This is a genomic window from Pantoea sp. GCM10028869 (genome assembly GCF_042666835.1).
Classification (GTDB): domain Bacteria; phylum Pseudomonadota; class Gammaproteobacteria; order Enterobacterales; family Enterobacteriaceae; genus Pantoea; species Pantoea leporis.
On record NZ_JBHTGO010000001.1, the window covers coordinates 645,512 to 668,605 of the forward strand.

Annotated in this window: 23 protein-coding genes; 10 read left to right on the forward strand and 13 right to left on the reverse strand. The window is 51.6% G+C overall.

Annotation, left to right across the window (positions count from 1 at the left end):
* The first annotated feature begins 166 nt into the window (after positions 1 to 166).
* Complete coding sequence (locus tag ACFQW4_RS02950) at positions 167 to 628, forward strand: OsmC family protein (RefSeq protein WP_377723689.1); 462 nt, start codon at positions 167 to 169, stop codon at positions 626 to 628.
* A gap of 1 nt (position 629) precedes the next feature.
* Here the strand turns inward: ACFQW4_RS02950 and ACFQW4_RS02955 are convergent, their stop codons facing one another.
* The 3 genes from ACFQW4_RS02955 to ACFQW4_RS02965 all read right to left on the reverse strand — a co-directional run bounded on the left by ACFQW4_RS02955 (position 630) and on the right by ACFQW4_RS02965 (position 5,194).
* Positions 630 to 1,706, reverse strand: a complete 1,077-nt coding sequence (locus tag ACFQW4_RS02955; protein ID WP_101761219.1) for a diguanylate cyclase — start codon at positions 1,704 to 1,706, stop codon at positions 630 to 632.
* 172 nt (positions 1,707 to 1,878) lie between these two features.
* Positions 1,879 to 3,714, reverse strand: coding sequence for a methyl-accepting chemotaxis protein (locus ACFQW4_RS02960; RefSeq protein WP_377723692.1), 1,836 nt, complete (start codon positions 3,712 to 3,714; stop codon positions 1,879 to 1,881).
* 430 nt (positions 3,715 to 4,144) lie between these two features.
* Complete coding sequence (locus ACFQW4_RS02965; RefSeq protein ID WP_377723694.1) at positions 4,145 to 5,194, reverse strand: NAD(P)-dependent alcohol dehydrogenase; 1,050 nt, start codon at positions 5,192 to 5,194, stop codon at positions 4,145 to 4,147.
* Positions 5,195 to 5,305: 111 nt separating this feature from the next.
* On the opposite strand from ACFQW4_RS02965, the gene ACFQW4_RS02970 reads away from it, so the two are divergent.
* A complete protein-coding gene (locus ACFQW4_RS02970; protein ID WP_192414610.1) occupies positions 5,306 to 5,737 on the forward strand; it encodes a helix-turn-helix domain-containing protein in 432 nt (143 codons plus the stop codon).
* Here the strand turns inward: ACFQW4_RS02970 and ACFQW4_RS02975 are convergent.
* Positions 5,679 to 6,503 (reverse strand): helix-turn-helix transcriptional regulator, encoded by an 825-nt coding sequence (locus ACFQW4_RS02975; protein WP_336768013.1) that lies wholly within the window; start codon positions 6,501 to 6,503, stop codon positions 5,679 to 5,681. The genes ACFQW4_RS02970 and ACFQW4_RS02975 overlap by 59 nt on opposite strands.
* Before the next feature lie 103 nt (positions 6,504 to 6,606).
* On the opposite strand from ACFQW4_RS02975, the gene ACFQW4_RS02980 reads away from it, so the two are divergent.
* Complete coding sequence (locus ACFQW4_RS02980) at positions 6,607 to 7,494, forward strand: SDR family oxidoreductase (protein ID WP_377723697.1); 888 nt, start codon at positions 6,607 to 6,609, stop codon at positions 7,492 to 7,494.
* An 82-nt stretch (positions 7,495 to 7,576) separates the two neighbouring features.
* On the opposite strand, the gene ACFQW4_RS02985 is transcribed toward ACFQW4_RS02980, so the two are convergent.
* The 6 genes from ACFQW4_RS02985 to ACFQW4_RS03010 all read right to left on the reverse strand — a co-directional run bounded on the left by ACFQW4_RS02985 (position 7,577) and on the right by ACFQW4_RS03010 (position 13,674).
* On the reverse strand, positions 7,577 to 8,785 hold the full coding sequence (locus ACFQW4_RS02985) for a DUF6421 family protein (RefSeq protein ID WP_377723699.1): 1,209 nt from the start codon (positions 8,783 to 8,785) through the stop codon (positions 7,577 to 7,579).
* Positions 8,786 to 8,796: 11 nt separating this feature from the next.
* Complete coding sequence (locus ACFQW4_RS02990) at positions 8,797 to 9,324, reverse strand: hypothetical protein (RefSeq protein WP_336768010.1); 528 nt, start codon at positions 9,322 to 9,324, stop codon at positions 8,797 to 8,799.
* A gap of 23 nt (positions 9,325 to 9,347) precedes the next feature.
* The gene (locus tag ACFQW4_RS02995) at positions 9,348 to 10,598 is read right to left on the reverse strand and encodes an ATP-grasp domain-containing protein (protein ID WP_377723701.1); all 1,251 of its coding nucleotides are present in this window, start codon (positions 10,596 to 10,598) and stop codon (positions 9,348 to 9,350) included.
* Positions 10,555 to 11,502, reverse strand: coding sequence for a DMT family transporter (locus tag ACFQW4_RS03000; RefSeq protein ID WP_377723703.1), 948 nt, complete (start codon positions 11,500 to 11,502; stop codon positions 10,555 to 10,557). The genes ACFQW4_RS02995 and ACFQW4_RS03000 overlap by 44 nt, the downstream gene beginning before the upstream one ends.
* 590 nt (positions 11,503 to 12,092) lie before the next feature.
* Positions 12,093 to 12,914, reverse strand: a complete 822-nt coding sequence (locus ACFQW4_RS03005) for a Cof-type HAD-IIB family hydrolase (protein ID WP_101761208.1) — start codon at positions 12,912 to 12,914, stop codon at positions 12,093 to 12,095.
* Positions 12,915 to 13,035: 121 nt separating this feature from the next.
* Positions 13,036 to 13,674 (reverse strand): TetR family transcriptional regulator, encoded by a 639-nt coding sequence (locus ACFQW4_RS03010; RefSeq protein WP_336768007.1) that lies wholly within the window; start codon positions 13,672 to 13,674, stop codon positions 13,036 to 13,038.
* Positions 13,675 to 13,764: 90 nt separating this feature from the next.
* On the opposite strand from ACFQW4_RS03010, the gene ACFQW4_RS03015 reads away from it, so the two are divergent.
* A complete protein-coding gene (locus ACFQW4_RS03015; protein WP_336768006.1) occupies positions 13,765 to 14,433 on the forward strand; it encodes an O-methyltransferase in 669 nt (222 codons plus the stop codon).
* A gap of 34 nt (positions 14,434 to 14,467) precedes the next feature.
* On the opposite strand, the gene zigA is transcribed toward ACFQW4_RS03015, so the two are convergent.
* The 3 genes from zigA to ACFQW4_RS03030 form a co-directional block, all read right to left on the reverse strand.
* On the reverse strand, positions 14,468 to 15,688 hold the full coding sequence (zigA, locus tag ACFQW4_RS03020) for a zinc metallochaperone GTPase ZigA (protein ID WP_336768005.1): 1,221 nt from the start codon (positions 15,686 to 15,688) through the stop codon (positions 14,468 to 14,470).
* A 165-nt stretch (positions 15,689 to 15,853) separates the two neighbouring features.
* Positions 15,854 to 16,960, reverse strand: coding sequence for an ABC transporter substrate-binding protein (locus ACFQW4_RS03025; RefSeq protein ID WP_377723706.1), 1,107 nt, complete (start codon positions 16,958 to 16,960; stop codon positions 15,854 to 15,856).
* 116 nt (positions 16,961 to 17,076) lie between these two features.
* The gene (locus ACFQW4_RS03030; protein WP_176973282.1) at positions 17,077 to 17,829 is read right to left on the reverse strand and encodes an IclR family transcriptional regulator; all 753 of its coding nucleotides are present in this window, start codon (positions 17,827 to 17,829) and stop codon (positions 17,077 to 17,079) included.
* A 390-nt stretch (positions 17,830 to 18,219) separates the two neighbouring features.
* Between ACFQW4_RS03030 and ACFQW4_RS03035 the strand changes: the two genes are divergently transcribed.
* From ACFQW4_RS03035 to ACFQW4_RS03060, 6 genes are all read left to right on the forward strand, one after another.
* Positions 18,220 to 18,612 (forward strand): RidA family protein, encoded by a 393-nt coding sequence (locus tag ACFQW4_RS03035; RefSeq protein WP_217547803.1) that lies wholly within the window; start codon positions 18,220 to 18,222, stop codon positions 18,610 to 18,612.
* A 142-nt stretch (positions 18,613 to 18,754) separates the two neighbouring features.
* Positions 18,755 to 19,591 (forward strand): transporter substrate-binding domain-containing protein, encoded by an 837-nt coding sequence (locus tag ACFQW4_RS03040; protein ID WP_377723709.1) that lies wholly within the window; start codon positions 18,755 to 18,757, stop codon positions 19,589 to 19,591.
* 50 nt (positions 19,592 to 19,641) lie between these two features.
* The gene (locus ACFQW4_RS03045) at positions 19,642 to 20,379 is read left to right on the forward strand and encodes an amino acid ABC transporter permease (protein ID WP_101761202.1); all 738 of its coding nucleotides are present in this window, start codon (positions 19,642 to 19,644) and stop codon (positions 20,377 to 20,379) included.
* Complete coding sequence (locus ACFQW4_RS03050) at positions 20,376 to 21,020, forward strand: amino acid ABC transporter permease (RefSeq protein WP_154156654.1); 645 nt, start codon at positions 20,376 to 20,378, stop codon at positions 21,018 to 21,020. Before ACFQW4_RS03045 ends, ACFQW4_RS03050 begins: the two co-directional genes overlap by 4 nt.
* Positions 21,017 to 21,754: an amino acid ABC transporter ATP-binding protein gene (locus ACFQW4_RS03055; protein WP_377723712.1), complete on the forward strand. Its 738-nt coding sequence runs from the start codon at positions 21,017 to 21,019 to the stop codon at positions 21,752 to 21,754. Before ACFQW4_RS03050 ends, ACFQW4_RS03055 begins: the two co-directional genes overlap by 4 nt.
* Positions 21,755 to 21,765: 11 nt before the next feature.
* Complete coding sequence (locus ACFQW4_RS03060; protein ID WP_377723713.1) at positions 21,766 to 23,037, forward strand: alanine racemase; 1,272 nt, start codon at positions 21,766 to 21,768, stop codon at positions 23,035 to 23,037.
* Positions 23,038 to 23,094: the final 57 nt, after the last annotated feature.

Below are 23,094 nucleotides of genomic sequence, written 5' to 3' on the forward strand. Positions count from 1 at the left end.
CCTTATACGTTATCCGATTCCTTAAGTTTACCTAACAGCCTTCGCTATAAACAAATTACACGGCCCCTATCCTTTCATGAAAATCGATTTCACCGATCGCAGGCGTTGTAGCGGCAATTCCTGATAGTCTGCTGATGTCATGTTCATTTTAAAAGGAGCATCAGTAATGGCAGCAAAAGAACACTATTATCAGGTCACGGTGCGCTGGACCGGCAACCGCGGCAACGGCACCGCATCTTATACCGCTTACGATCGTAACGCGGAGCTGATTGCCGCTGGCAAAGAGACGATAGCGCTAAGCGCCGATCCAGCGTTTCGCGGGGATGCCACGCGCTGGAATCCGGAAGAGTTATTGCTGGCTTCGGCCTCGGCATGCCACAAATTGTGGTATCTGCATTTATGTTCTGACGCCGGAATTGTGGTGGAAGCTTATGAAGATTCAGCAGAAGGGACAATGATTGAGGGCACGCGCGGTCGGTTTACCAACATCACGTTGAAACCGCGCATTGCGCTGCGCGATCCGGCGGATGCGGACCGCGCGCGTGAACTGCATCATCAGGCCCACGAAGCCTGCTTTATTGCTAACTCGCTTAACTTCCCAGTGAACTGCGAACCCGAGTTCGTGTAATTCAGGCCGCGCCGGCCAGCGACGGTTGCCACAAGCGCACGCCATTGCGTCCGGCGCGTTTCACCTCATACAGCGCTTCATCGGCATGCCGCAACCAGTGACGTATGGATTCTGCATGCGCTGCCGATGCAATACCTATACTCACCGAACAACGAAACTCCGCCGATGCCGGTAAACGCACCTGCGCAATCTTTTCCTGCAAACGTTGGGCCAGCGCCACCACCGATTCGTCGCTGGCATGATGCACAATCACGCCTAGCTCATCGCCGCCAAAACGCGCCGGAATATCCTGCAATCCCACATGATTCCGCAGCAGCGATGAAATTTCCGCCAGCAGGAAATCCCCCGCCTCGTGTCCCCACGTATCGTTTACCGATTTGAAATAATCGAGGTCTATAAGCAGTAAATAGCCAGCGCTGTCGCCACGACGCGTGCTGAGAAATTCGCTCTCCAGCCGACGTTCAAACAAGCGACGATTGGGAATCCCCAGACCGGGATCCATCAGCGCAATGCGCTCCAGCTCGCGGTTACGTTTACGCAGTTGCCAGGTGAGATTGTACGAGGTGACGCTAAGTACCAGCATGTAGCAGGTTGCCAGCGGCAGGCTCAGCCAGACAGTTCGCGTGCTGAACGCCAAATCAACGCCTGCGCCATCCACCAGCCATACCAGCACAAAGGCGCAGAGAAATGCCTGCATCGCTGCAATCAACTGGGCAGCACCGCCCGCTGCATAGCGGTCCGAGGCCAACACCGCCATGATGACAAAGGAAGGCAGCGGACTCAGCGCCATCAGCGCTACCCAAATGCCACCAAAGGCGGCATCAAGGGTTAAGTTGTGCCGCTCGGTGGCGGTGGAATCTTCGGCCCGCAGCGCGCGCTGATAAGCCAGCCACGGCCAGAGAAACGCATTCACAAATAACAGGGCGCTAAACGCCAGGCCACGATCCCGCTCCATCAGTACTGAGAGAATCGGGAAAAAACATAACATCGTGCCGAGCTGACGCATGATAAACATGCGGCGGACGAAGCGTTGGGAGCGCCGCTTCAAATGGCTATCGTCAGGTGAGTAGTAGTTCATGCAAGGAAAGTATCAGGACGACAAGAATTGCAGTTTAACGGGAAATATCGGCGGCAGGTCGCTTTATTTTAAGAATATTTACCTTGCATTTCTGCGGCCGCACAAAAGTGTCGCAAGCTGACCAAAAGAAAGACCGTGGAAGTAAATCTGGAGCTACTTCCACGCTGTTTTTCTAACGTGCAGCACTTTGCAGGCGGAACTGCGACACCAATCGCTCCAGCATCAGCGCCTGCTCTTCCAGGGAGTTCGCCGAGTGCGAAGAGGCGCTCACCAGCGTAGCGTTCTGCTGCGTGGTGGTATCCAGCTCGCCGACCGCACGGGCAATTTGCTCGATGCCGCGGCTCTGTTCATCCGACGCCGCGGAAATCTCTTCCATGATTTGATTCACACGCGCAATGCTGCCGAGAATCTGATCCATGGTTTCACCGGCGCGCGCCACCTGCTGATGGCCATTGCTGATGCGTCCGACCGATTCATTGATCAACTGTTCGATGTCTTTCGCCGCCCCGGCGCTGCGCTGTGCCAGATTGCGCACTTCGCTGGCGACCACGGCAAAACCGCGTCCCTGCTCGCCGGCACGCGCGGCTTCTACCGCCGCGTTCAACGCGAGGATGTTGGTCTGGAACGCGATGCTGTTAATCACGGCGGTGATATCGGCAATCTTCTTCGAGCTGTCAGAGATTTCGCCCATGGTGTTCACCACATCACGCACCGCGATGCCGCCTTTGTTGGCGTTGTACGAAGCTTCCGCCGCAATCTGACTCGCCTGTCGCGCATTGGCGGCGTTGTTTTTCACCGTGGCGGTGAGTTGCTCCATGCTGGCAGCGGTTTCCACCACCGCCGCCGCTTGTTGTTCGGTGCGTGAAGACAAATCGAGGTTGCCTTGATTAATGGCGCTGGCCGCCTGCGATACACTGCTAACGCTGCTCAGCACATCGCCGATCATGCTGCGAAGCCGTTCGTTCATGCGTCCCATCGCCGAAGTCAGCTTGCCGAGTTCATCATGCCGATCGGTGGCAAACTGCGAGCTGAGATCGCCATTGGCGATGCGCTCCGCCAGTTCCAGGTTATGGAATACCGGACGCGTGATCTGACGAATGATGTACCACGCCACCAGCACGCCGAACAAAATCGCCAGACCACCAATCAGCAGCGAAATCGCCGCTGAGCCGTTGGCCAGTTCATCGTTACGCGCTTTGACGATGGTAATGATCTGTTTGATCGCTGCACTGCTCTTGTCGCCCGCCACTTTGACGGTGTCTTCCGCCGCACGCAGCTGGCCATAGGCATCCGCCGCTTGCAGACTCAGGCTTTTGAATTTCTCGGTGTCCTGCCACAGTGCGGTGAATTCGCCCTGCTGTTCCGGCGGCAACTGCGCCAGCAGCGCTTTCATGCCTTGATCCGCCTGCTGGAAATGATTCTCCAGCGTTTTACGCAGCGCATCGCTGACGTTAAAACGCAACGCCCAGGCTTCTTCGCGCACATTGCTGATAGCGAACAGCTGCTGGTAAATTTGATTGGTAAGTTCAGGATTAGTAACAGGAGTGCGAATCAGTTGGGTGTAGCGCGTAGTCATGTCTTGCTGGCTTAAAGCGTCAATTTGCGAGCGCAGGCTATTCAGTTGCTGCGTGGCTTGCGTCATCGCGCCAATGCTGTTCTGGAAACTGGCGAGGTGCGTTCCCAGTTCATCCACCCGCGCTCTGGCACCTTCCGACCATGAAAGTTGCTTCGCATCGCTGGTGAGTTGCTGCGCATGCGTGACGTAATTCGCCATCACCTGGCCGGATTTGTCGTCCCCATAAAGATATTTGAGGCGGTTAATTTTGGCCTGGAACACTTCAATGTTGATGTCATAAATCAGGTTGGTTTTCTGATAGATGTCATGAATGGCGTTAAAGCGCTGCACGCTTAATCCGGTTGCCAGCGCCACTAACAACAGCACGATGCCGAATCCTGCCGACAGCTTACGCGTGATGCGCACATTACGTAATCGGGATACCAGCCCCATCTTCCCTGCTCCTGCGTTAATTATTTTTGTATGGTTTGTAAGGGAGTTATCGGAGCGTTGCGGTAAATGTTTATTCGGGATGGTGCAAAAAGTGATTGCAGGATGTGACGCGCTATTGAGAGCAGTGCGCAAAATTTAGGGGCAAACTTGTTGCGCTAACTGGCTGAAACCTAAACGGAGTGGTAACCCCATCACCCACGACTTTACTTTTTTTCCTGACTAACCCAAACCAGCTCGTCAGCAAAAGTTTGCTCTATTGGTTAGCATTTCACATTAAAGTATGTTGTAACTATATGAGCTAAAATCTACGTTTGTCGAAAATATTGGTCTGGCTTGCTTTAAAATTCAATGATATCAGCAGATTGTGTCTCGGCGAAGATGGCGATTTCAGGATGAACTCGCCTGCGGAAAAGCGCAGGCGTTAATGGTTTTACCAGCGTGTCGCTTGCATATCGATAACGAAACGATATTTCACATCGCCCTTCAACATGCGCGCGAAGGCTGTTTCGATCTCTTGACCGGCAATCACTTCAATATCGGCAGTAATATTGTGCTTGCCGCAGAAATCCAGCACCTCCTGAGTTTCCTGAATGCTGCCAATTGATGAGCCGCTAATGCTCAAACGACGATTTACCATCGGCGTCACATTTGGAGACTGGTGCGGTTGCTCCGGGATACCCACCAGCACCAGACGACCGTTGGTTTTCAGCGTGGCAAGGTAAGGATCGAGATCGTGCGGAGCCGAGACGCAGTCTACGATGAAATCCAGTGAAGTTTGCGCGGCGGCCATCTGCCCGGCGTCACGTGAAACCACCACGCGCGTCGCACCCAAGCGCAGCGCATCTTCACCTTTGCCGGGTGAAGTGGTGAAAAGCGTGACTTCCGCGCCCATTGCGCTCGCCAGCTTAACGGCCATATGCCCTAATCCGCCCAAACCGACTACGCCAACTTTATCGCCGGCTTTTACGTTAAAGTGACGCAGCGGCGACCACACGGTAACGCCCGCACACAGCAGCGGTGCAACGCCAGCCATTGGCAAGGTTTGCGGTACGGACACCACAAAGTGCTGATCGACCACCACATTCTGCGCATAGCCGCCCCACGTGCTGTCGCCGGTGTATTTGTCGATGCCGTTATAGGTCGCCACAAAGCCGGATTCACAATATTGCTCTTCTTGCTGCTGACAGAAATGGCATTCGCGGCAGGAATCGACCATTACGCCGACGCCAACTACATCACCGGCTTTGAAATTCGTTACGTCCGCGCCGGTTTCTACCACGCGTCCGACAATTTCATGTCCCGGCACCAGCGGATAGCGGCTGACCGCCCATTCGTTACGGGCCATGTGCAGATCCGAATGGCACACACCGCAATACAGAATTTCAATTTTGACATCCTGCTGTTGCAGCGGTCGCAGTGCAATCTGGCCTGAAGAGAGCGGTTGGGCCGCGTCGTGCGCGACTAATGCATTGATTTTCATAGGGCCTCCGAAATGAGTTGGCTTTGGCTAGCTGAAGGCGGCAGACTATAGTGATCATGGTGCAAAATTGATAGTAGTTACCTTTTGGTAACCATTAAGGAGACGAGAACTATGCCCGCGATGGTAGACGGTAAACTGTTTTTTTATGCGGATTCGCCGCCGCGACGGTTAATGGATCTGTTTTCGGTGAAATGGAGCAGCATGGTTCTGCATGCGCTCTATCATTGGCCTAACCATCGCGCGCGCACCGGCGAGCTGCAGCGCAGCCTGCAGGGAATTTCGAAAAAGATGCTGTTTCAGACGTTGAAAGAGCTGGAGCAGCGCGGGCTGATTGCGCGTCACGTTTATGATGTGGTGCCGCCAAAAGTCGATTATCGCCTAACACCGCTCGGCATGACGTTCGCGGCACCGATCGAGCAGATGTATCAATGGGGGCTGGAGAATCAGGCGGCGCTGGATGAGATGGAAGCCCACTTTCGCGCTGCTACGGACGCGCCATCAGCCGCGCCACACATTCCCGATCGTGCTGCTGACGCGGATTAAACACCACCAGGCTTAAACTCGGTTTACCCTCAACCGCAAAGGTGCTGTATTCCAGCTCGAGCACGCCTTCGTCCGGCAGCCACAGCTGTTTAACACCTTCGCCATGCTGACTCACTTCCTGTGATTGCCACAGCTGGCGGAAGGTGTCGCTCATCTCGCACAGCTCCTCCACCAGCGCGCGCACATGCTCGCTGGCGCCGGTGCGTGCCACATCTGCGCGGAAGTTGGCCACCATACCGCGTGTCACTTTATGCCAGTCCGGCAGACGCTTTTTCATCTCCTCGTTGCGAAACATCATCAGCAGGATATTGCGCTGGGCAGGCGGCAGTTCAGCGTAATCGACAAAAACTTTGGTTGCCGCACGGTTCCACGCCACCACTTGCCACTCTGCGGTTTTGACCAGCGCTGGCGTGTTCTCCATGCTGTCGAGCACGCGCTGCAGCGATGGCGAAACATCCACGCCCGCCTGCCATGTCACGCCAGGCAGACGATTTTGCGCCAGCAAAAACAGATGATCGCGCTCGGCGGCGCTCAGCTCTAATGCGCGGGCTAAGCGTTCCAATACTTCTTCCGATGGCGCGCCGCCTCTGCCCTGCTCCAGCCACGTATACCAGGTAGTGCTGACACACGCGCGCACCGCCACTTCTTCCCGGCGCAGGCCCGGCGTGCGGCGACGAAGTAGAGTGTAACCAAGTTTCGCCGCATCCAGCCGCTGGCGACGTTCACGCAGATAGTTGCCGAGCAGGTTGTCATCTTGGGGAGTCATGCCTTTATCCTGTTAGTGCGTATACCTGTATAAGCTCACGACTTTTCGTCGCGTTGCAGACTTTTATGATAGTGCTTCAACTTTGAAAAAGTGGAGCACCAATATGCGAATTTTTGTGACCGGGGCGAGCGGCTTTATCGGTTCCGCCATTGTGAAAAAACTGCAGGCACGCGGTTATCAGGTGCAAGGTCTGGCGCGCAGCGAGGCTTCCGCAGAAAAACTGCAGCAGCAAGGTGTGCAGGTGATTCGCGGCGATCTGCAAGATCTCGACGGCCTGCGTAAGGCGGTCGAACAGAGCGATGGCGTGATCCACGCAGGATATATTCATGATTTCAGCCGCATGGATCATGCCGCCGAAGTCGACCAACGCGCGATTATGGCGATGGGTGACGTATTGGCAGGTTCAGATCGCCCGCTGATTGTCACCACCGGCACCGCGCTGGTGTCGCCGGGACGTCTCGCCACCGAACAGATTCAACCAGCAGCGGGCGCGCATCCACGTTCCAACTCCAACGTCGCCGCGCTGGCGCTGGCCGACAGCGGTGTGCGCGTGGCGCTGGTGCGTTTACCGCCAACCGTACATGGCGCAGGCGATCACGGATTTATTCCGATGATCATCAATATGGCGAAGGAAAAAGGCGCAGCGGTGTATGTCGGCGAGGGTGAGAATCGCTGGCCCGCGGTGCATCGCGATGATGCCACTGAACTGTTTTGCCTCGCGGCTGAAAAAGCTGAGCCGGGCGCGATTCTGCATGCAGTACAGGAAGAAGGGGTGCCATTCCGGCAGATTGCCGAAACCATCGGCACCGGATTATCACTGCCGGTGAAAAGCCTGACGCTGGAAGAAGCAAAAGCGTGGTTAGGCTGGATGGCATTTTTCGCGTCAACTGACAATCCGTCATCCAGCGCGTGGACGCGTCAGACGTTTAACTGGCAGCCGAGCGGGCCGGGGTTATTGCAGGATATGCGTGAAGGCGGGTACTTTGCATAAGGTTTAAAAGAATGAGTAGCGCACCTTGATTGGTGCGCTTATGTCTACTTTCATTATCAAAAATTTCAAAAATATGGCGCAGTTAAAAAAAGAGAATTGGTATGTTAACTTTCATATTCATATCATGAATAAGATAATCATCAGGGATAATATATCGATCATTCAGATTACCTGGCTCAAGTTCTTTCATTACAAAACTTTCAACTTCTTGCTTATAAGTTGCATCATCCTCGATCTCTTCAAGCCCTTCTATTTCCTTAATAAGGGCATGCAAGCCAGTCAAACACTTTTCAAAATCCATTATAGCTTTGCCAGAAGAATCGCAAATGCTAATACCATGCCCTCGGTGTTTAAGCCAGGAGAACAATAAAACCCCAGTTGCCGCATCAAAATTACTCGTCGCATCGTGTTGAGCAGGGTAACGGACCAACCTCTCAAATAAAATAAACTCGGTCACTTCTCGCCACCAAGGATAATGCTGCTGTTGCACTCTAATAATGGTTTGGCAATCAACTTTTATTTCTTCTAAAACACCTACCCAAAAATTCATTTTAACGTGAATATTTTTATTAAAAGGACGGGGTCCGCAGTGGTGATAATAGTCGTGCAAGTATCCCCATACCGAGCGCGCTGCATAGCAATTCTCTGCGCTTAGTAAATGAGATGATTTCCCTTCAAACTCCAATAATGATTCTACTCTACGCAATGTGTCTTTTTGATAGATAGCATGAAATTTATTAAAAAAGAACATCGCAAAATGTTGTTTAACAACCCTATTTTTTGTTTTAACGTTTTCTGGAAAGAAGACTAAGCAGTGTCCAACACTAAAACCAGAAGACGAAGCAATCAGGTGCATTGTTTGGCTGACATTTTGTGGATGTGGTAAATCAGACATAATTGGCAGCAAGACATCGGGTTGTTTTCGTTGAGCCAAAAAGCACTCCAGCCAATATCCTTTTTCTTTATGACTATTAGGTGTAATGATTGTAGCCAGGTAAAAAGTTTTGCCGCCATCTACAGGTGGTTCATAGCTATCTAATGACCGTTTAAAACATGGTACAGTATTTAATCCAGCTCTTTTCCATTCACGAAGGTCGGTATTCAATTGTAGGGCATAATCGGATTGTTTCAGAGCAGACAATATCTCATCAGCCAAACCTATAATTTCATCCAGCAAATACTCAGCTTTATCTATGTTACATACTACCGCGCCTGTAGCACTTTGCAATTTATTGAACTCATGTATTCGAGGACATAATTCAATAATAACCTTATCCTTAACCCATTCCATAAAAATACTCCTTAGCGTCTATGACCATGAAGAGTGAAACACATTGGCACTTCACCAAAGTCTTGAATGACCTTTAAATTATTATCTTGTGCAGCTTTTAATGTTGTTATACACGCGGAAGCCTTTCCACTAACACACTCCAGCGCTGCCTGTACATTACTTGATACAAAACGAACATCCTGGCTGTATGTATACGCGAGATGGGATGGCGCTGGATGACAAACAATTGTAAATTGTTCCATATTTGACGAACTACGATGATTTTTTGCTAATACCATGTTCCATGTTGGCATTACAAAACTATCCTGAATTTCTAAAAAGTCTAAGTTCTCAAATACAATTTTATGTAAGTCTGGATAGACGGCACATCCTAATAATAGATCATGTGAATTCTTCCTGACTTCAATGAGAGCATCCTCAAGAGTTGAATAAAGCTTAACATCACCATAAACCTTCTTACTTTCCAGCCAAAGATAACCTGCTTTCTCACAATTAGTTCCTTCTGGCCCCAAAGTGTGAATTATTATTTTGCGATCCATATCATTCTCCTTAACTATGGAATCTATAAATATTTTATTTTTAGATTTTTTTGTAAATCGTTATAAAAAGATTCACAAGCTTCATGGGCAGTATGACGTGTTAAAATAAATCCTGGGTAACCTGAAAAATGAGGGTATGGAAGAACTTTATGCCCAGGCTCCATAAATTCAAAAACATATTCCACCTCAGATTTCTCACGGACATTTGCTAATCCATCAATCTCGACAAAGATTCCATCTCCCTGCACAGGAATAATATAATTTCCGGCAGTAGATATCGCCTTTACTAATGCCCCCATTTTTTGGGGAAATTCCATACCCAAAGCGTGGCAAATAACCAACTGCAGGAAGTTTATATCCGTGCTTGCTTTCACAATATAATGTGATATTCCGGATCCACCCACGCGTGGTGCGACTTCTATAACAAAAGGCACTTGCTTTTGGTCAATACGCAGTTCCACATGTGCTGGTCCCTCATTAATTCCTAGCGCCTTAACTGCACGTCTAACTTCATCTACGATTTCATCTCGCAGTTTCTCATCAATATCAGCAGGTGCGATATAAACACCTTCTTCAAAGTATGGACCTTTGCCATTACCTTTATCGCCGATTGAGAGCACTGTTACCTCACCACGATGCGAAAATGTTTCGATTGCGAACTCCGGCCCATCGATAAATGACTCAAGTAAAACACCACCCTTGTCATAGATGAAATTTTTCAATTGCGTGCGGTTAATTTCCCATACTTTATCAATAGCATTTCTCAATTCATCAGGGTTGTTAGCTCGTGTAACACCTTGACTGGAAAATCCATTAGTAGGCTTCACTACAAGCGGAAATTTTATTTGATCAATGTCTGGGTATTCTCCTTCTTTAATCTCAATAAAGGAGGGTGTGTTTAGGCCGTTATCATGCAGAACGCGCCGAGTCATATTTTTGTTTCTACATTGCTCTACTACGAATTCAGGTAAGAAAGGTAATCCCAACCTGTTAGCAATTTTAGCGGCGAAATCTAACGCCGGTTCAAATAGTGTTAAAACACCATCAATTCGGCGCACCTTATTTTCTAACATGACTATATCTAGTGCTTTATCTTCATCTTCAAACAATGGCAAAGCAATGCTTCTCACAACACCGGGAATTTCCGGTGGTGGAGACTCATTATCGTTATAAAAAAATGTAATTTCGACACCCATTGCCTTAGCTTCTTCAAACACAAATGGTAGCTTTCTATTCTGACAGATTATGGCCAGGTTTTTTTGTAGAGTTGACATTAAGAGTTTCCTTTTCGCGTTTTGGCAAAACGATTAACATTACTCCGAGAACAACAACCGCGGTGCCTATAATCACAGTCGTGGTAATATTTTCATCAAGAAGTATGAAGCCCATATACAATGCAATAACTGGGGAGATGAATAAATGAGATGTAGCTTTAGAAATATGCCAATGTTTAAGCAAAGTAATATTAAGCGTAAATCCTAATACTGATCCTATTACTGCTAAATAAAGGAGCGCTCCTAAGCTCTCCCCATAAAAGAAACGGTTACCACTTTCAATTATTAAGCTCGTAATCAAGAGTAAAAAACCACCACTCAGCATGGAAAATGCAACAAAACTAAGAAGTGGAAGAGTTTTAATATGCTTTTGAACTTTGAGCGTTATAGCGGCTGAACTGCCCATAGCTCCTAACACTGCTAACATAGCAATTATACTTTTTTCATTGCCCGGTAAAGATGCTCCTTCACCAAAAACCACACATACACCTATGATGGCAAAGAAAACACCTGATAATTGCCTTCCAGTTGCTGGCTTTCCGCGTAAGAAATGGTTTAGAAGCAGTGCATATACGCTAATTCCAGAAGCTAAAACAGCTACCAATCCACTAGGTATATATGTTGATGCCCAATAAACTGTTCCAAATGGAATCGAAAAATAAAACAGGCCGTTAGCTGCAGCAAGACTGAAAACGGCGTAATTAATATAAATTCTTTTACTTAAAATTAAATAAAAAATAACAATTACACTTGCAATCAAAAACCGCATCCCTGCTGACCACAATGGAAGGCTATTATTTAGCCCAAGCTTTTGCAATGCCCATGTTGTGCCTCCAATAAAGCAAAGAAGGATGAAAAACAAATAAAAACGAATTCTTATTAGAAAGTTAAATGGAGATGACATAACTCGAGCACTCCCTGCGTTGAATATTAATGCATAAGATTGAATAAAGATATCATCTTAAGATTAAAATCAATCCTCTGCGATCTAAAAGTTAATCTCAGCTTATCAAAGCATAATTAAAGCTGTAACCATTATTTAATTACTTTTAAATTAAAAGAAAAAAACACTCAGTTAATCGAGTCAGCATCGAGCATTAAATTGCCTTTCAATTGTAATCATTATTTTTTCAACTGGATGAACTTATAAAAACAGAGTAATAAATTAATTCGAGGGAATTTTCCTACCTAATTATAAGACAAGTGAAGTTATCGCAAGATGTGTTGAAGGTAAAAAAGCCCTCAAACCATTGCATTATAATGCTTTTATCTTAACAGTAAATTTTGGATTAAATTCCAATAACACTTGGTTGTCTTATATATAAAGGAAAGATTAGAACGACAACACTGGTCACTTTTGACAAATCAGGCGGGTATATGCGTTATAACCCTTTCTCAATGAGGTATATGACGGGTACTAGTAAGTGAGATGAATTAACAACTACCATTCTGCTTGAGCGTCATTGCCTGCAATGACGCTCCGCATCAGTAACATCAGCCAAACGGCACTTCGCGCGCCAAAATGCGAGCGATCACGTTAAGCGCGCCTTCGTCATTGTTGCTTTCGGTTCTGTAACGCGACACGGCGCTGACTGGCGCGGCGGCGTTCGCCATTGAGAAGCTGTAGCACGCCTGACGCAGCATTTCGATGTCATTGGCGCTGTCGCCTATCGCCACCACTTCACAATCATCAATGCCCCATTTTTCCTGCAGCAGCGCGATGCCATGCGCTTTGTGGCAGCCGGGAATGATCAAATCCACAAACCCAAAACCGCTGGAAACCGGATGCATGATGTTTTCAATCGCGCCCAACTCAGCGTGCAGACGTTCCATCAAGGCATCAACGCCTTCGTGCGCCAGATTCAGCGAGAACTTAAAGATGGTGTCGTCGATATCGTAGAGATTGTCGCGCTTTTCCAGACGATGATAGTGATTCGCCAACATGGCAATCACTTCGTCGGACATTGAGGTGTGCACGTACGCGCCGTTGCGGCCACAGACCACGGTGCTGATGTCCGGTTCTTTGGCGAGGATGTCGAGAATTTGATGCACGCGCTCCTGCGCCAGTTCGCCGCAGAAGATCTCTTCATTACTGTCAGAAACCCAGGCGCCGTTTTCCGCAACAAAAGCGATCTCGTCTTTGATATCAGGAAAGTAGCGCAGCAACTGATAATACTGATTGCCGCTGGCGACCACGAAACGAATGCCCTTCTCTTTCAGCAACGCATACTGACGCGCAAAGCGCTGCGCGTTGTATTGTTTGTTGTCATCGAGAAAAGTGCCATCCATATCCACCGCAATCATCTTCACTGCCATTTTGCTCTCCCGTTTGCTCATTCGGCTCAATAAAGTTTTGTTAAGCTTACTCGCGGTGTGGATTATTGAGAATGTGAATAATGAGTTTGTTAACCGCTTTCAGAGATTTCCAGTCCATCTTTTACTGTAAATCGGCGCCTTTTTCCCTGATCCAGGCACAAAACATCGCCGCCATCTCTTGCGCGTAAGCCTGAATCTCTGCTGGCGTGCGCGGCGATTCGGAAAAATGTTTCCCAACATTGCCCAGCGTACTGTTCAATAAATCTGCGGCGCGCGATCGTTCACTTTCCTCTGAGTGCGGTAATACTTCACGCAGAAAATCACTGATGACGTTTTGACCCGCCGCGCGCGCTTCCTGCACTTCCGGCGCATCACGATACAAAGGTGCGGCGTCATTCAGCGCGGTGCGCATCGCCGCCTCTTCACATTCCGAATGCAAAAACGCCAGTGTGAGATCGTGCAGTCGTTGACGAGGCGTGTTGGCGGTATTGCGCAGAATCGCACCTAACAAATCGCTAGTGCGTAGCCACTCTTCGCTTTGTAATCGGAAAAGAATAGCTGCCTTATTGGGAAAATATTGATACAGCGATCCAATACTGACGCCCGCGCGTTCCGCCACCCGCGCCGTGGTGAAACGCGTGGCGCCTTCCAGCTCCAAAACCTGAGTAGCTGCCTGCAAAATGGCGGAAACCAGCTCGCTGGAACGCGCCTGCCTGGGTCTTTTTCTCTCTGAAATCTTAATGTTACGTGGTTCAGTCACTATCATCTCCTGAACACGAATAGTGAAATGCGAATGATTCATCGTATTCTGTTTGCACAGCAAAATCCATTTGTCTGCACGGAGAACAACATGAATACCTTAACCTCTGCGCCACTGGCGCCGCTGCTGAATTACTTGTTTGAACTGGCCGATAATATGGCGCATCCAACCAATAACGCCTTCAGAACCATGACTGACGCCGAACAACATCGCCTGCTACACAGCAAAACCGATTACCTGGAACTTTATGGACATCTTGAAGAGGTGCCGTTAGCGGTATCGCGTGAAACCGGCAAGTTGCTGTATATGCTGGCGCGCAGCAGCAATGCCAAAACCATCGTTGAATTTGGCACCTCATTCGGCATTTCCACGCTGCATCTGGCGGCGGCGCTGCGCGATAACGGCGGCGGTAACATCATCACCTGCGAGTTTGAACCGGGGAAAGTGGCGTTAGCTCGTAACCATTTCGCCGATGCCGGCGTCAGCGATTTGATTGAGGTGCGCGTGGGCGATGCGTTGCAGACATTGAGCCGCGATCTACCGGCCACCATCGATATGCTGGTGCTGGACGGTGCAAAAGCGATTTACCCGGAGATTGTAACGTTGGTGCAGCCGTTTTTGCGTCCCGGCGCGCTGATTGTTGCCGACGATGCCGACTTCAGCCCGGAGTATCTGGAGCTGGTGCACAGTAATCGTGGTTTTATGTCGCTGCCGTTTAACGATGGGGTTGAGGTGTCGATGTGGGTTGGGAATGTGTAATTATGAAGGTCGCCAGGAATGGCGACCTGACTAATCAGTTAAACCATGGCTGGAACGGGTCGGGGAATTCCACCCAGTTATCGGGTCCGAGCGCCATTTCCTCATCGGTTAACAGCGCCTGTTCCAGTTTGCTAAGCAGCGCGTTTTCATCCATTTCTATGCCGATAAACACCAGTTCCTGTCGCGCGTCGCCGCTGCCGTCAACCCAGTTCTCTAAGATGTAGCCAAGGTTTTCCGCATCTTCCGGCCAGCGATCTTTTGGCACGCTGGCCCACCACATGCCGGCTAAACCCTGACGCGATACGCCGCCTGCCTGCGACCATGAACCGGCATGACGCGGACGGCTGGCAAGCCAGAAGTAGCCTTTGGAACGCACCACGCCGTGCATCTCATTTTCAATCAAGTGAGCAAAACGCATCGGATGGAATGGACGACGCGCGCGGAACACGAAGTTACGAATGCCGTACTCTTCGGTCTCGGGCGTGTGTTCTCCACGCAACTCCTGCAGCCAGCCCGGCGCCTGCGCGGCGGCATCAAAATCAAACAAACCGGTGTTGAGCACCTGATCCAATCCCACTTTGCCGAATTCAGAGGTGATAATGTTGGCGCGCGGGTTGAGTGACGTCAGGATTGCCATTAGCCGCGCTTTTTCCGTCTCGTTAATCAGGTCGGTTTTATTAAGGATCAGTACATCGCAGAACTCGATTTGATCGACCAATAAATCCACCACCGTGCGCTCATCCTCAGCGCCCAAGGATTCTCCGCGCGACTGAATGCTCTCATTCGATTCATAGTCACGCAGAAAGTTAAAGCCATCGACCACCGTCACCATGGTGTCGAGCGAGGCAACTTCAGACAGACTTTGCCCCTCTTCATCGGCGAAGGTGAAAGTCTCCGCCACCGGCAACGGTTCAGAAATGCCGGTCGATTCGATCACCAAATTATCGAAGCGGCCATCTTTCGCCAGACGATTGACCTCCAGCAGCAAATCTTCACGCAATGTGCAGCAGATGCAGCCGTTACTCATTTCCACCAGCTTTTCGTCGGTGCGCGACAGCTCTGCCCCGCCCTCGCGCACCAGCGCGGCATCGATATTCACTTCCGACATATCATTGACGATCACCGCCACACGACGGCCTTCGCGGTTATTGAGAATATGATTGAGCAGCGTGGTTTTACCTGCGCCAAGAAAGCCGGAAAGCACGGTGACGGGAAGTTTTTTGAAACCATCCTGATTTTGGGTTAATGCTGACATAGCAACTCCTCTAAATGACAAGGTTCACAAAACGTATAGGCATACGCGCAATGGTGTTTTTAGTTATGTTATAACATAACAATTAACGTTGTCATTGAGGAATGTTGATGGAGCGGATTGGTCGCCATGAATGGCGACCTTACGGCGAATGGGGAAAACCTGCGATTACTGGTTGTCGGGATAACTCAAATCGATCGCGTTATCCGGCAACGTGGTGAAGTTTTTAACGATGGTGCGGAAATCCGCGTTCGGTTTGAGATCGGCAAACTGTTGCGGATAGAGATCTTTCGCCAGAATTTCCATGCCGATGATGTTGTACGGATGATTATAGAAGTGGTGGTAAACGCCATACACGCGGCCCTGTTTCACCGGCTCGATCTGCGCCAGGCCGGTGCGCTTCAGCAGCGTCTGGAAGGTGGCTTTCACTTCTTCCGGCTGCACGCCATAACCAAACGGCAACACATTAGCGTTTGGACGTTTCGATCCGGTCATGATGTAGACATCCGGTTTCATGGCGATGATTTTTTCCAGCGCCACAAATCCGGCATTGCCCGGCAGCAGTTCAGAGCCGATATTTTTGCCGCCCACCGCTTCCACCAATCCGCCCCAGCCATTGTGGCTGTGCGTAAAGCAGCAGTTGTCGCTATTCCCGGCTATCGGCTCGATAAACACCGTTGGCTTATTTTTTACTTGCGCCACGCCTTGGGTGATGCGCGCGAATTTCTGCTGATAGAAATCGGTATAAGCCCTGGCCTGGCTTTCGCGGTTCAGCACCTTACCAAGCAGCGCCACGCTCGGCGCGGTGTTCTGCGCGGGATGCAGTTCATAATCCAGGAACACCACCGGAATATGCAGATTCTGCAAGGTGCCGAGCACGCCCGATTGCTGTAACGCCGGTTTGGCGCGCAGTTGCGCAATCATCAAATCGGGTTTCTGCGCCAGCACGCTTTCGAGATTAACCTGGCCCTGATCGTTAAAACCCATATCGACGATTTTCGTCGCTTTCGGCCAGCGCCCTTTCAGTACATCCCAGGTTTGCGTGTCCTGTTTTTTCGGCAGATTGTTCCACGCCACCACGCGCTTAAACGGATCGTCGCGATCCAGCAGCGCCAGCGTCAGAATGTCGCGCCCATCCTGCAATATGATGTGCTGCGGCTCTTTGTTGATGGTTTGCGTGTTGCCGTCCATGTCGGTGACGGTCAGCGGATACGTGGAGGCAGCCGCCGCCGTTGAAGCCAGTAATCCCATTGCCAAAAGCAGGCGCGTTTTCATGCCATAACTCCGTGGTAAAAAGAATAGTTATTATTATCAATTACCTTAACACAACCTTAAGTGGCGAGAATAAACGCCACTTCAATCAGTTGTAACAGAGTTTTATGCGGATGCTGTTAGGTGAAATCAGAGAGTTTTTGTCCGGAAGTGATCAGTTCCTGCAGCAGCATCTGGCGACGCTCCTGCGGCGTATCGCGGCTGACCATAAAACAGATTGCCGCCACCGCCTGACCGCTGCGCGAACGGATCGGCGCCGCCATGCAGCAGGTAAAGCTTTCCGACAAGCCTTCGGTCATGCAGTAACCGAGTTTTCCAGCGTGATGAATTTCATCAAGAAACGCCTGCTTATCGAGGATCTGGCCGCTGGCGAGGCGATAATCCTCCTCAGGGATCAAATCCAGAATCGCGCTGTCCGACCAGTTACTCAGCAGCAAACGCCCGGTCGCGGTCCAGGTAATCGGCACACGCACGCCGATATCCGAAGTGATTTTGAACGGATGCGCATTGCTCTCAGAGAGCACCACGGTGTATTTGTTGCCCTCCAGCATGCAGAGCTGCACGGTTTCACCGTGGCGCGCCACAATCTCCACCATGAGTTGATGCGCCCGACGGATCAGATCGTTATGCGCCATATAATCCGCACCGTAATAGTGCATCTCACGGCCAAAGAACACTGCGCCTTCGGCATCCAGCTCCACCAAGCCGGCTTCACTTAGCAGGCTGACTAATTCATAGATGCTGGAACGGGGTGCGCCGGTGGCGTCGATCAACGCGCGCATCGACATCGGCTGACGTGCGCTGTGCAACTGCCGAAAGATATCAATAACCCGGTCAACGCCGCGCGCCCGCGAGGGTTTTTCGTCCGGCATGAACTCACTCCTTGGTGGCTTGGGTACAACAGATAAAGGCAATGAAAGAAGGGCATGATACACCGCGCATCGGCTTTTACCCATCCCGGATTAAATAAATATTAATTACCTGCCATTAATTAGCACGATCAATTTTGGTGCCTCATTATGGCGCAATACGCTCACTCAACGTTTATAAAATACGATAACGATCACACTCCAATATAAACACAGACAAAAGTTAATTTTATTTTGCGATCCCGACGACATCACAAAAAATTAAATCGCTATGCACATATTGCAAAAGAAAATTTCCTGTGCAAATCTTGCACTATCCAGTATTGCAGATAGCAGTCTGGTATATCAGACAACACAGTAAGCAGATATTCGCTGCAACAGGAGCAGAAAGGGATGACGATTAAACGTTATGGCGTAGAAGGCGGAACCGGTACCGGCGGGCAGAAACTGCCGTTTGCCCGCGCGGTGGAAGCCGATGGCTGGCTCTACATCTCCGGCCAAACGCCGATGCGCGACGGTGAAGTGGTGGAAGGTGGCATCATCGAACAGACGCAGCTGGCGTTCGAAAACTGTCTCGCCATCATGCGCGAAGCCGGTTATCGCGTCGAGGATGTGGTGCATGTCACGGCGGTATTAACCGATGCGCGTTATTTCAGTTCATTTAATAAAGTATTCAGTGAGATATTTAGCGGAAATCCCCCGGCGCGTATTTGTAGCGTGCAGGATTTAGTCGTCGACTGCAAAGTTGAAGTCGATATGAAATGCTTCCGCGCCGATCGTAAATAAATATTACGGTTAAAACAGGCTGACGAATCTTTACTTTCTCCGACCACACCAGGACAGCCTGTTATTAATTGATGCCTTTCTATTTTGCTGTGAAATAACGGTATTACACCGTCTCGTCAAAATTTCTAAAGAGAGCATAACAATGAAGACAACATCGCTAAAAGTGAGCCTCAACGCGCTAGCCGGCGCGCTGGTATTACTGACGCTGGCGGGCTGTACGCCAACCGAAGAGAAAAAAGAAGCGGGCGCCGCGCCGCAATCAGCGCTGCAGACCGTGTTGCAACGTGGCACGCTGCGCGTCGGTGACTGCCTGAGTTTCGCTCCGTTCGGTTTTTACGATAAAGACGGTAACCCGGACGGCTACGATGTTGATCTCGCCAAAGCGCTGGCCAAAGAGATGGGCGTGAAACTGGAAATGGTCAACACCACCAGCGCCAACCGCATTCCTAATCTGCAAACCAATAAAGTGGATGTGGTGTTCTGCAACTTCACCCGCAATCTGGAACGCGCCAAAGAGATCGGCTTCACCAAACCGTATGTGGTGGCGAGTGAAGCGATGCTGGTGCGCAAGAACAGCGGCATCCAGTCCGCACACGATATGGGCGGCAAAACCATCGCCACGGTGAAAGGCTCGACCAACGGTGACGAAGTGCGCAACCTCGGCATTGACGTGAAGATTCAGGAGTACGACTCATCGCAGGCTGCCATCCTCGCGGTGAAACAGGGGCAGGCTGATGCGATGATCGAGGATAACAACTTCCTCGCCTATCAGGCCAAGCTCGACCCAACGTTAACCGTGACCAATGAAGCGCTGGTGCCGCTGGAATACAACGCCTTTGGCGTGAAGCAGGGCGATCAGGTCTGGACCAACTACCTCAACGAATTCTTGTTTGAAATTAACGCCTCCGGTGAAAACGCCCAGCTGTATCAGAAATGGTTCGGCAACAAACCGCGTTATCCGCTGAATCCGCAATATTGATCCCCATGCGGCGCGGCAACTGCTGCTGCGCCGCACGAAGGAGCAGAACCATGAGTTATCAATGGCTAACCCTGTGGCGCTACGCCGACACTTTTCTTGCCGCCGCGTGGCTCACCTTGCAAGTGACATTGCTGGCGTTTGCGCTGGCGGTGGCGCTCGGTTTGCTCTCGGCGCTGGCGAAAGCGTCGCCGCTGGCCCCGCTGCGCTGGATCAGTCACTGCTACGTTGAGTTCATCCGCAACACGCCGGTGCTGCTGCAGATCTTCATCATCTTCTTTGGTCTGCCATCGCTCGGCATCACCATGAGCGCCTTTACCGCTGGCGTGCTGGCGCTGGGGATTAACGTCGGTGCCTATCTGTCCGAAACCTTCCGCGCAGGCATTCAATCGGTGCCGAAAGGCCAGCTTGAAGCCGCATGGGTGCTGGGCATTCCCCGTCGTCAGGTGTTTCTCACCGTGGTGCTGCCGCAGGCGGCGCGCGCGGTGTGGCCCGCCATTATCAACAACCTGATTCAGCTGCTGCTCGGCACCTCTTTGCTGTCAGCGATTGCGCTGCCTGAACTGACCGGCACCGCCACAGTGATTAATGCGCGCACGCTGCTGTATATCCAGACATTTAGCGTCGTTGCCCTGGTCTATCTGGTGCTGAGCAACCTGTTCTCCTGGCTGGGAACGATGGCAGGACGGCGCATGTTCCACCCGCCGCTGGTGACCCCGGTAAAAAAGTCCGCCTGGTGGTGGGCAAGAAAATGGCTGACTAATCCGGTGAAACGGGAGAACGCGCTATGAACGAGTTAATCATTAGTTCGTTACCGATTCTGCTAAAAGGGCTCGGTATCACGCTGCTGCTGTCGGTGGCCGCGATCATTGGCAGCACGCTGCTGGGCTTGCTGGCGGCGGTGTTGCGCACCAGCCGCTTGCCCGTTCTGAAGCAGATTGCGGTGATCTACACCGAGCTATTTCGCGGCACGCCGGTGCTGATCACGCTGATGTTCATCTACTTCGGCGTCGCCTATTTCGGCTATGACATCAACCTGTTTGCCGCCGGTATTCTTGGCCTGAGCATCTATCAGGGCGCGTATATCGCGGAAGTGTTCCGCGCCGGCATCGAAGCGGTGCCAAAAGGCCAGTGGGAAGTGTCGTGGATTTTGGGCCTGTCGAAGCGTCAGACCTTTATGAGCGTGATCCTGCCGCAAACGCGCGGCATCGTGCTGCCGCCGCTGGCGGGTCAGTATCTTTCCCTGATCAAAGACACCTCGATCGTCAGCATGATCGGCATGTCCGAACTGATGCATCAGGGCCAGGCGATTGTCGATCGCATCGGTCAGCCGGTGGTGGTTTACGGTCTGGTCGCCCTGCTCTACTTCGCCGTCTGCTTCCCGCTTTCCCGTTGGGTTCAACATCATCAAACCAGGAGCCAAATCTCATGAGCAAATCCGCGATTACCTTAAGCCGGATAACCAAATCGTTTGGCGCAACCCAGGTGCTGAAAGAGATCAGCCTGGATGTTTCACCGGGCGAAGTGCTGGTGCTGATTGGCGCATCCGGCTCTGGCAAAAGTACCGTGCTGCGCATCATGAGCGGGCTGGAAGTGGCCGACGGCGGTGAAGTGTGGGTCAACGACGTGCCGCTGCACCAACGCAGGCGCGCCAGCGAAATCTGCGGTCACGTTGGCATGGTGTTCCAGCAGTTCAACCTGTTCCCGCACAAAACCGCGCTCGGCAACGTCACGCTGGCGCTGATCAAAGCGCAAAAGCTGTCGGAAGCCGAAGCCAATAAACGCGGCATGGCGGCGCTGACGCGCGTCGGACTGGCCGAGCGCGCGCATCACTATCCGGCGCAGCTTTCCGGTGGTCAGCAGCAGCGCGTGGCGATTGCCCGTGCGCTGGCGGTAGAACCGAAAATCATGTTCTTCGATGAAGCTACCTCGGCGCTGGACCCAGAACTGGTAGGCGAAGTCATGGAAGTGATGCGCAGCCTGGCGCGTGAAGGCATGACGATGGTGGTGGTGACACACGAAATGGGCTTCGCGCGCAAAACCGCTGACCGCGTGGTTTTTATGGATCAGGGCGTGATTGCCGAACAAGGTTCGCCCGAGCAGATTTTCGTCAATCCACAGAACCCGCGTACGCAGCAGTTTTTATCGCGCGTACTTGAGCACTAACAGGAGGATCTATGTCGATTCGCTTTCCGCTGCAGGCGGATGGATTACTGGATGCGCAGCAAACCGCGCCACGTTTTAAATCGGTTGCCGGAGCCGGCGAGTCGCCGCTGGCTCTCGGCACGGCGGTGCTGAGCAGCGATCAGGTGTTTTCGCCGCTGATGATCATGAAACAGTCGGCGCTGGAGAACAATCTGCGCCAGCTGGCAGACTTCTGCCGCGAAAACGGCGTGATACTGGCCGCGCACGGGAAAACCTCTATGTCGCCTGCCGTTTTGCGCCGCGCGATTAGCGCAGGCGGCGCGTGGGGTTTGGGTGCCGCCACGCCCGCGCAGGTGCGCGCGTTGCGTCAGTTCGGTATACGCAATGTGTTTCTCGCCAACGAGCTGGTCGATCCGGCGGGTATTCGCTGGATTGCGCGATGGCAGCAGCAGCACCCCGATCATGGCTTCCTGTGCTACGTCGATTCGCTGCAAGGCGTGAAGCTGTTGGCGCAGAACCTCGGCGACAGCCAGATTTCGGTGCTGCTGGAGATGTCTGTCAGCGGCGGCCGCACCGGTTGTCGTTCTCAGCAAGATGCGCTGGCGATTGCCGAAGCGATCGCCGCCTGCCCGGCGCTCAAGCTGGTGGGCGTGGCCGGTTATGAAGGCGCGCTCGGTGCAGGCCGCGATGAAAGCGGCATTCAGCGCGTGAAAGATTACTGCCAGATGATGATCGCTACCGCTGAATTGCTGGCGGAAAAGCAGCTGTTTGCCAGCGATCACATCATCCTCAGCGCCGGTGGCGGCGCCTGGTTTGATGTGGTGACAGCGTGCTTCACCGCGGCGAAACTGCCGCTGCCGATGACGCCGCTGATCCGCTCCGGCGCCTATATGGCGCACGACAGCGGACTCTATGCACGCATCGCGCCCTTTGCTCAGCCGGGCGCAACGCATCATTTTGCTGCCGCGCTGGAGATTTGGGGCCGCGTATTGTCGCGTCCGGAGCCGGGCCTGGCATTCGTCGATTTTGGCCGCCGCGATGTCCCGTTCGATCAGGATCTGCCCAATCCGCTGTGGATCCGCAACGCCGATGGCAGCGCGCCACGCGCGGCGACGCATTTGCGTATCAGTGATGTGAACGATCAGCATGCTTATCTGTTATTGCCGGAGGATGAGCCGCTGCAGGTAGGCGATTGGGTCGGCTGCGGTATTTCGCATCCTTGTACCGCCTTAGATAAATGGCGCTATCTGCCGCTGGTGGATGATGATTATTGCGTCACAGATTCACTGGAAACAGCGTTTTGATGGGTAATTAGTCGGTGTTCGTAGCGGGGCAATTTATTGCGCGATAAATCGCGCCGC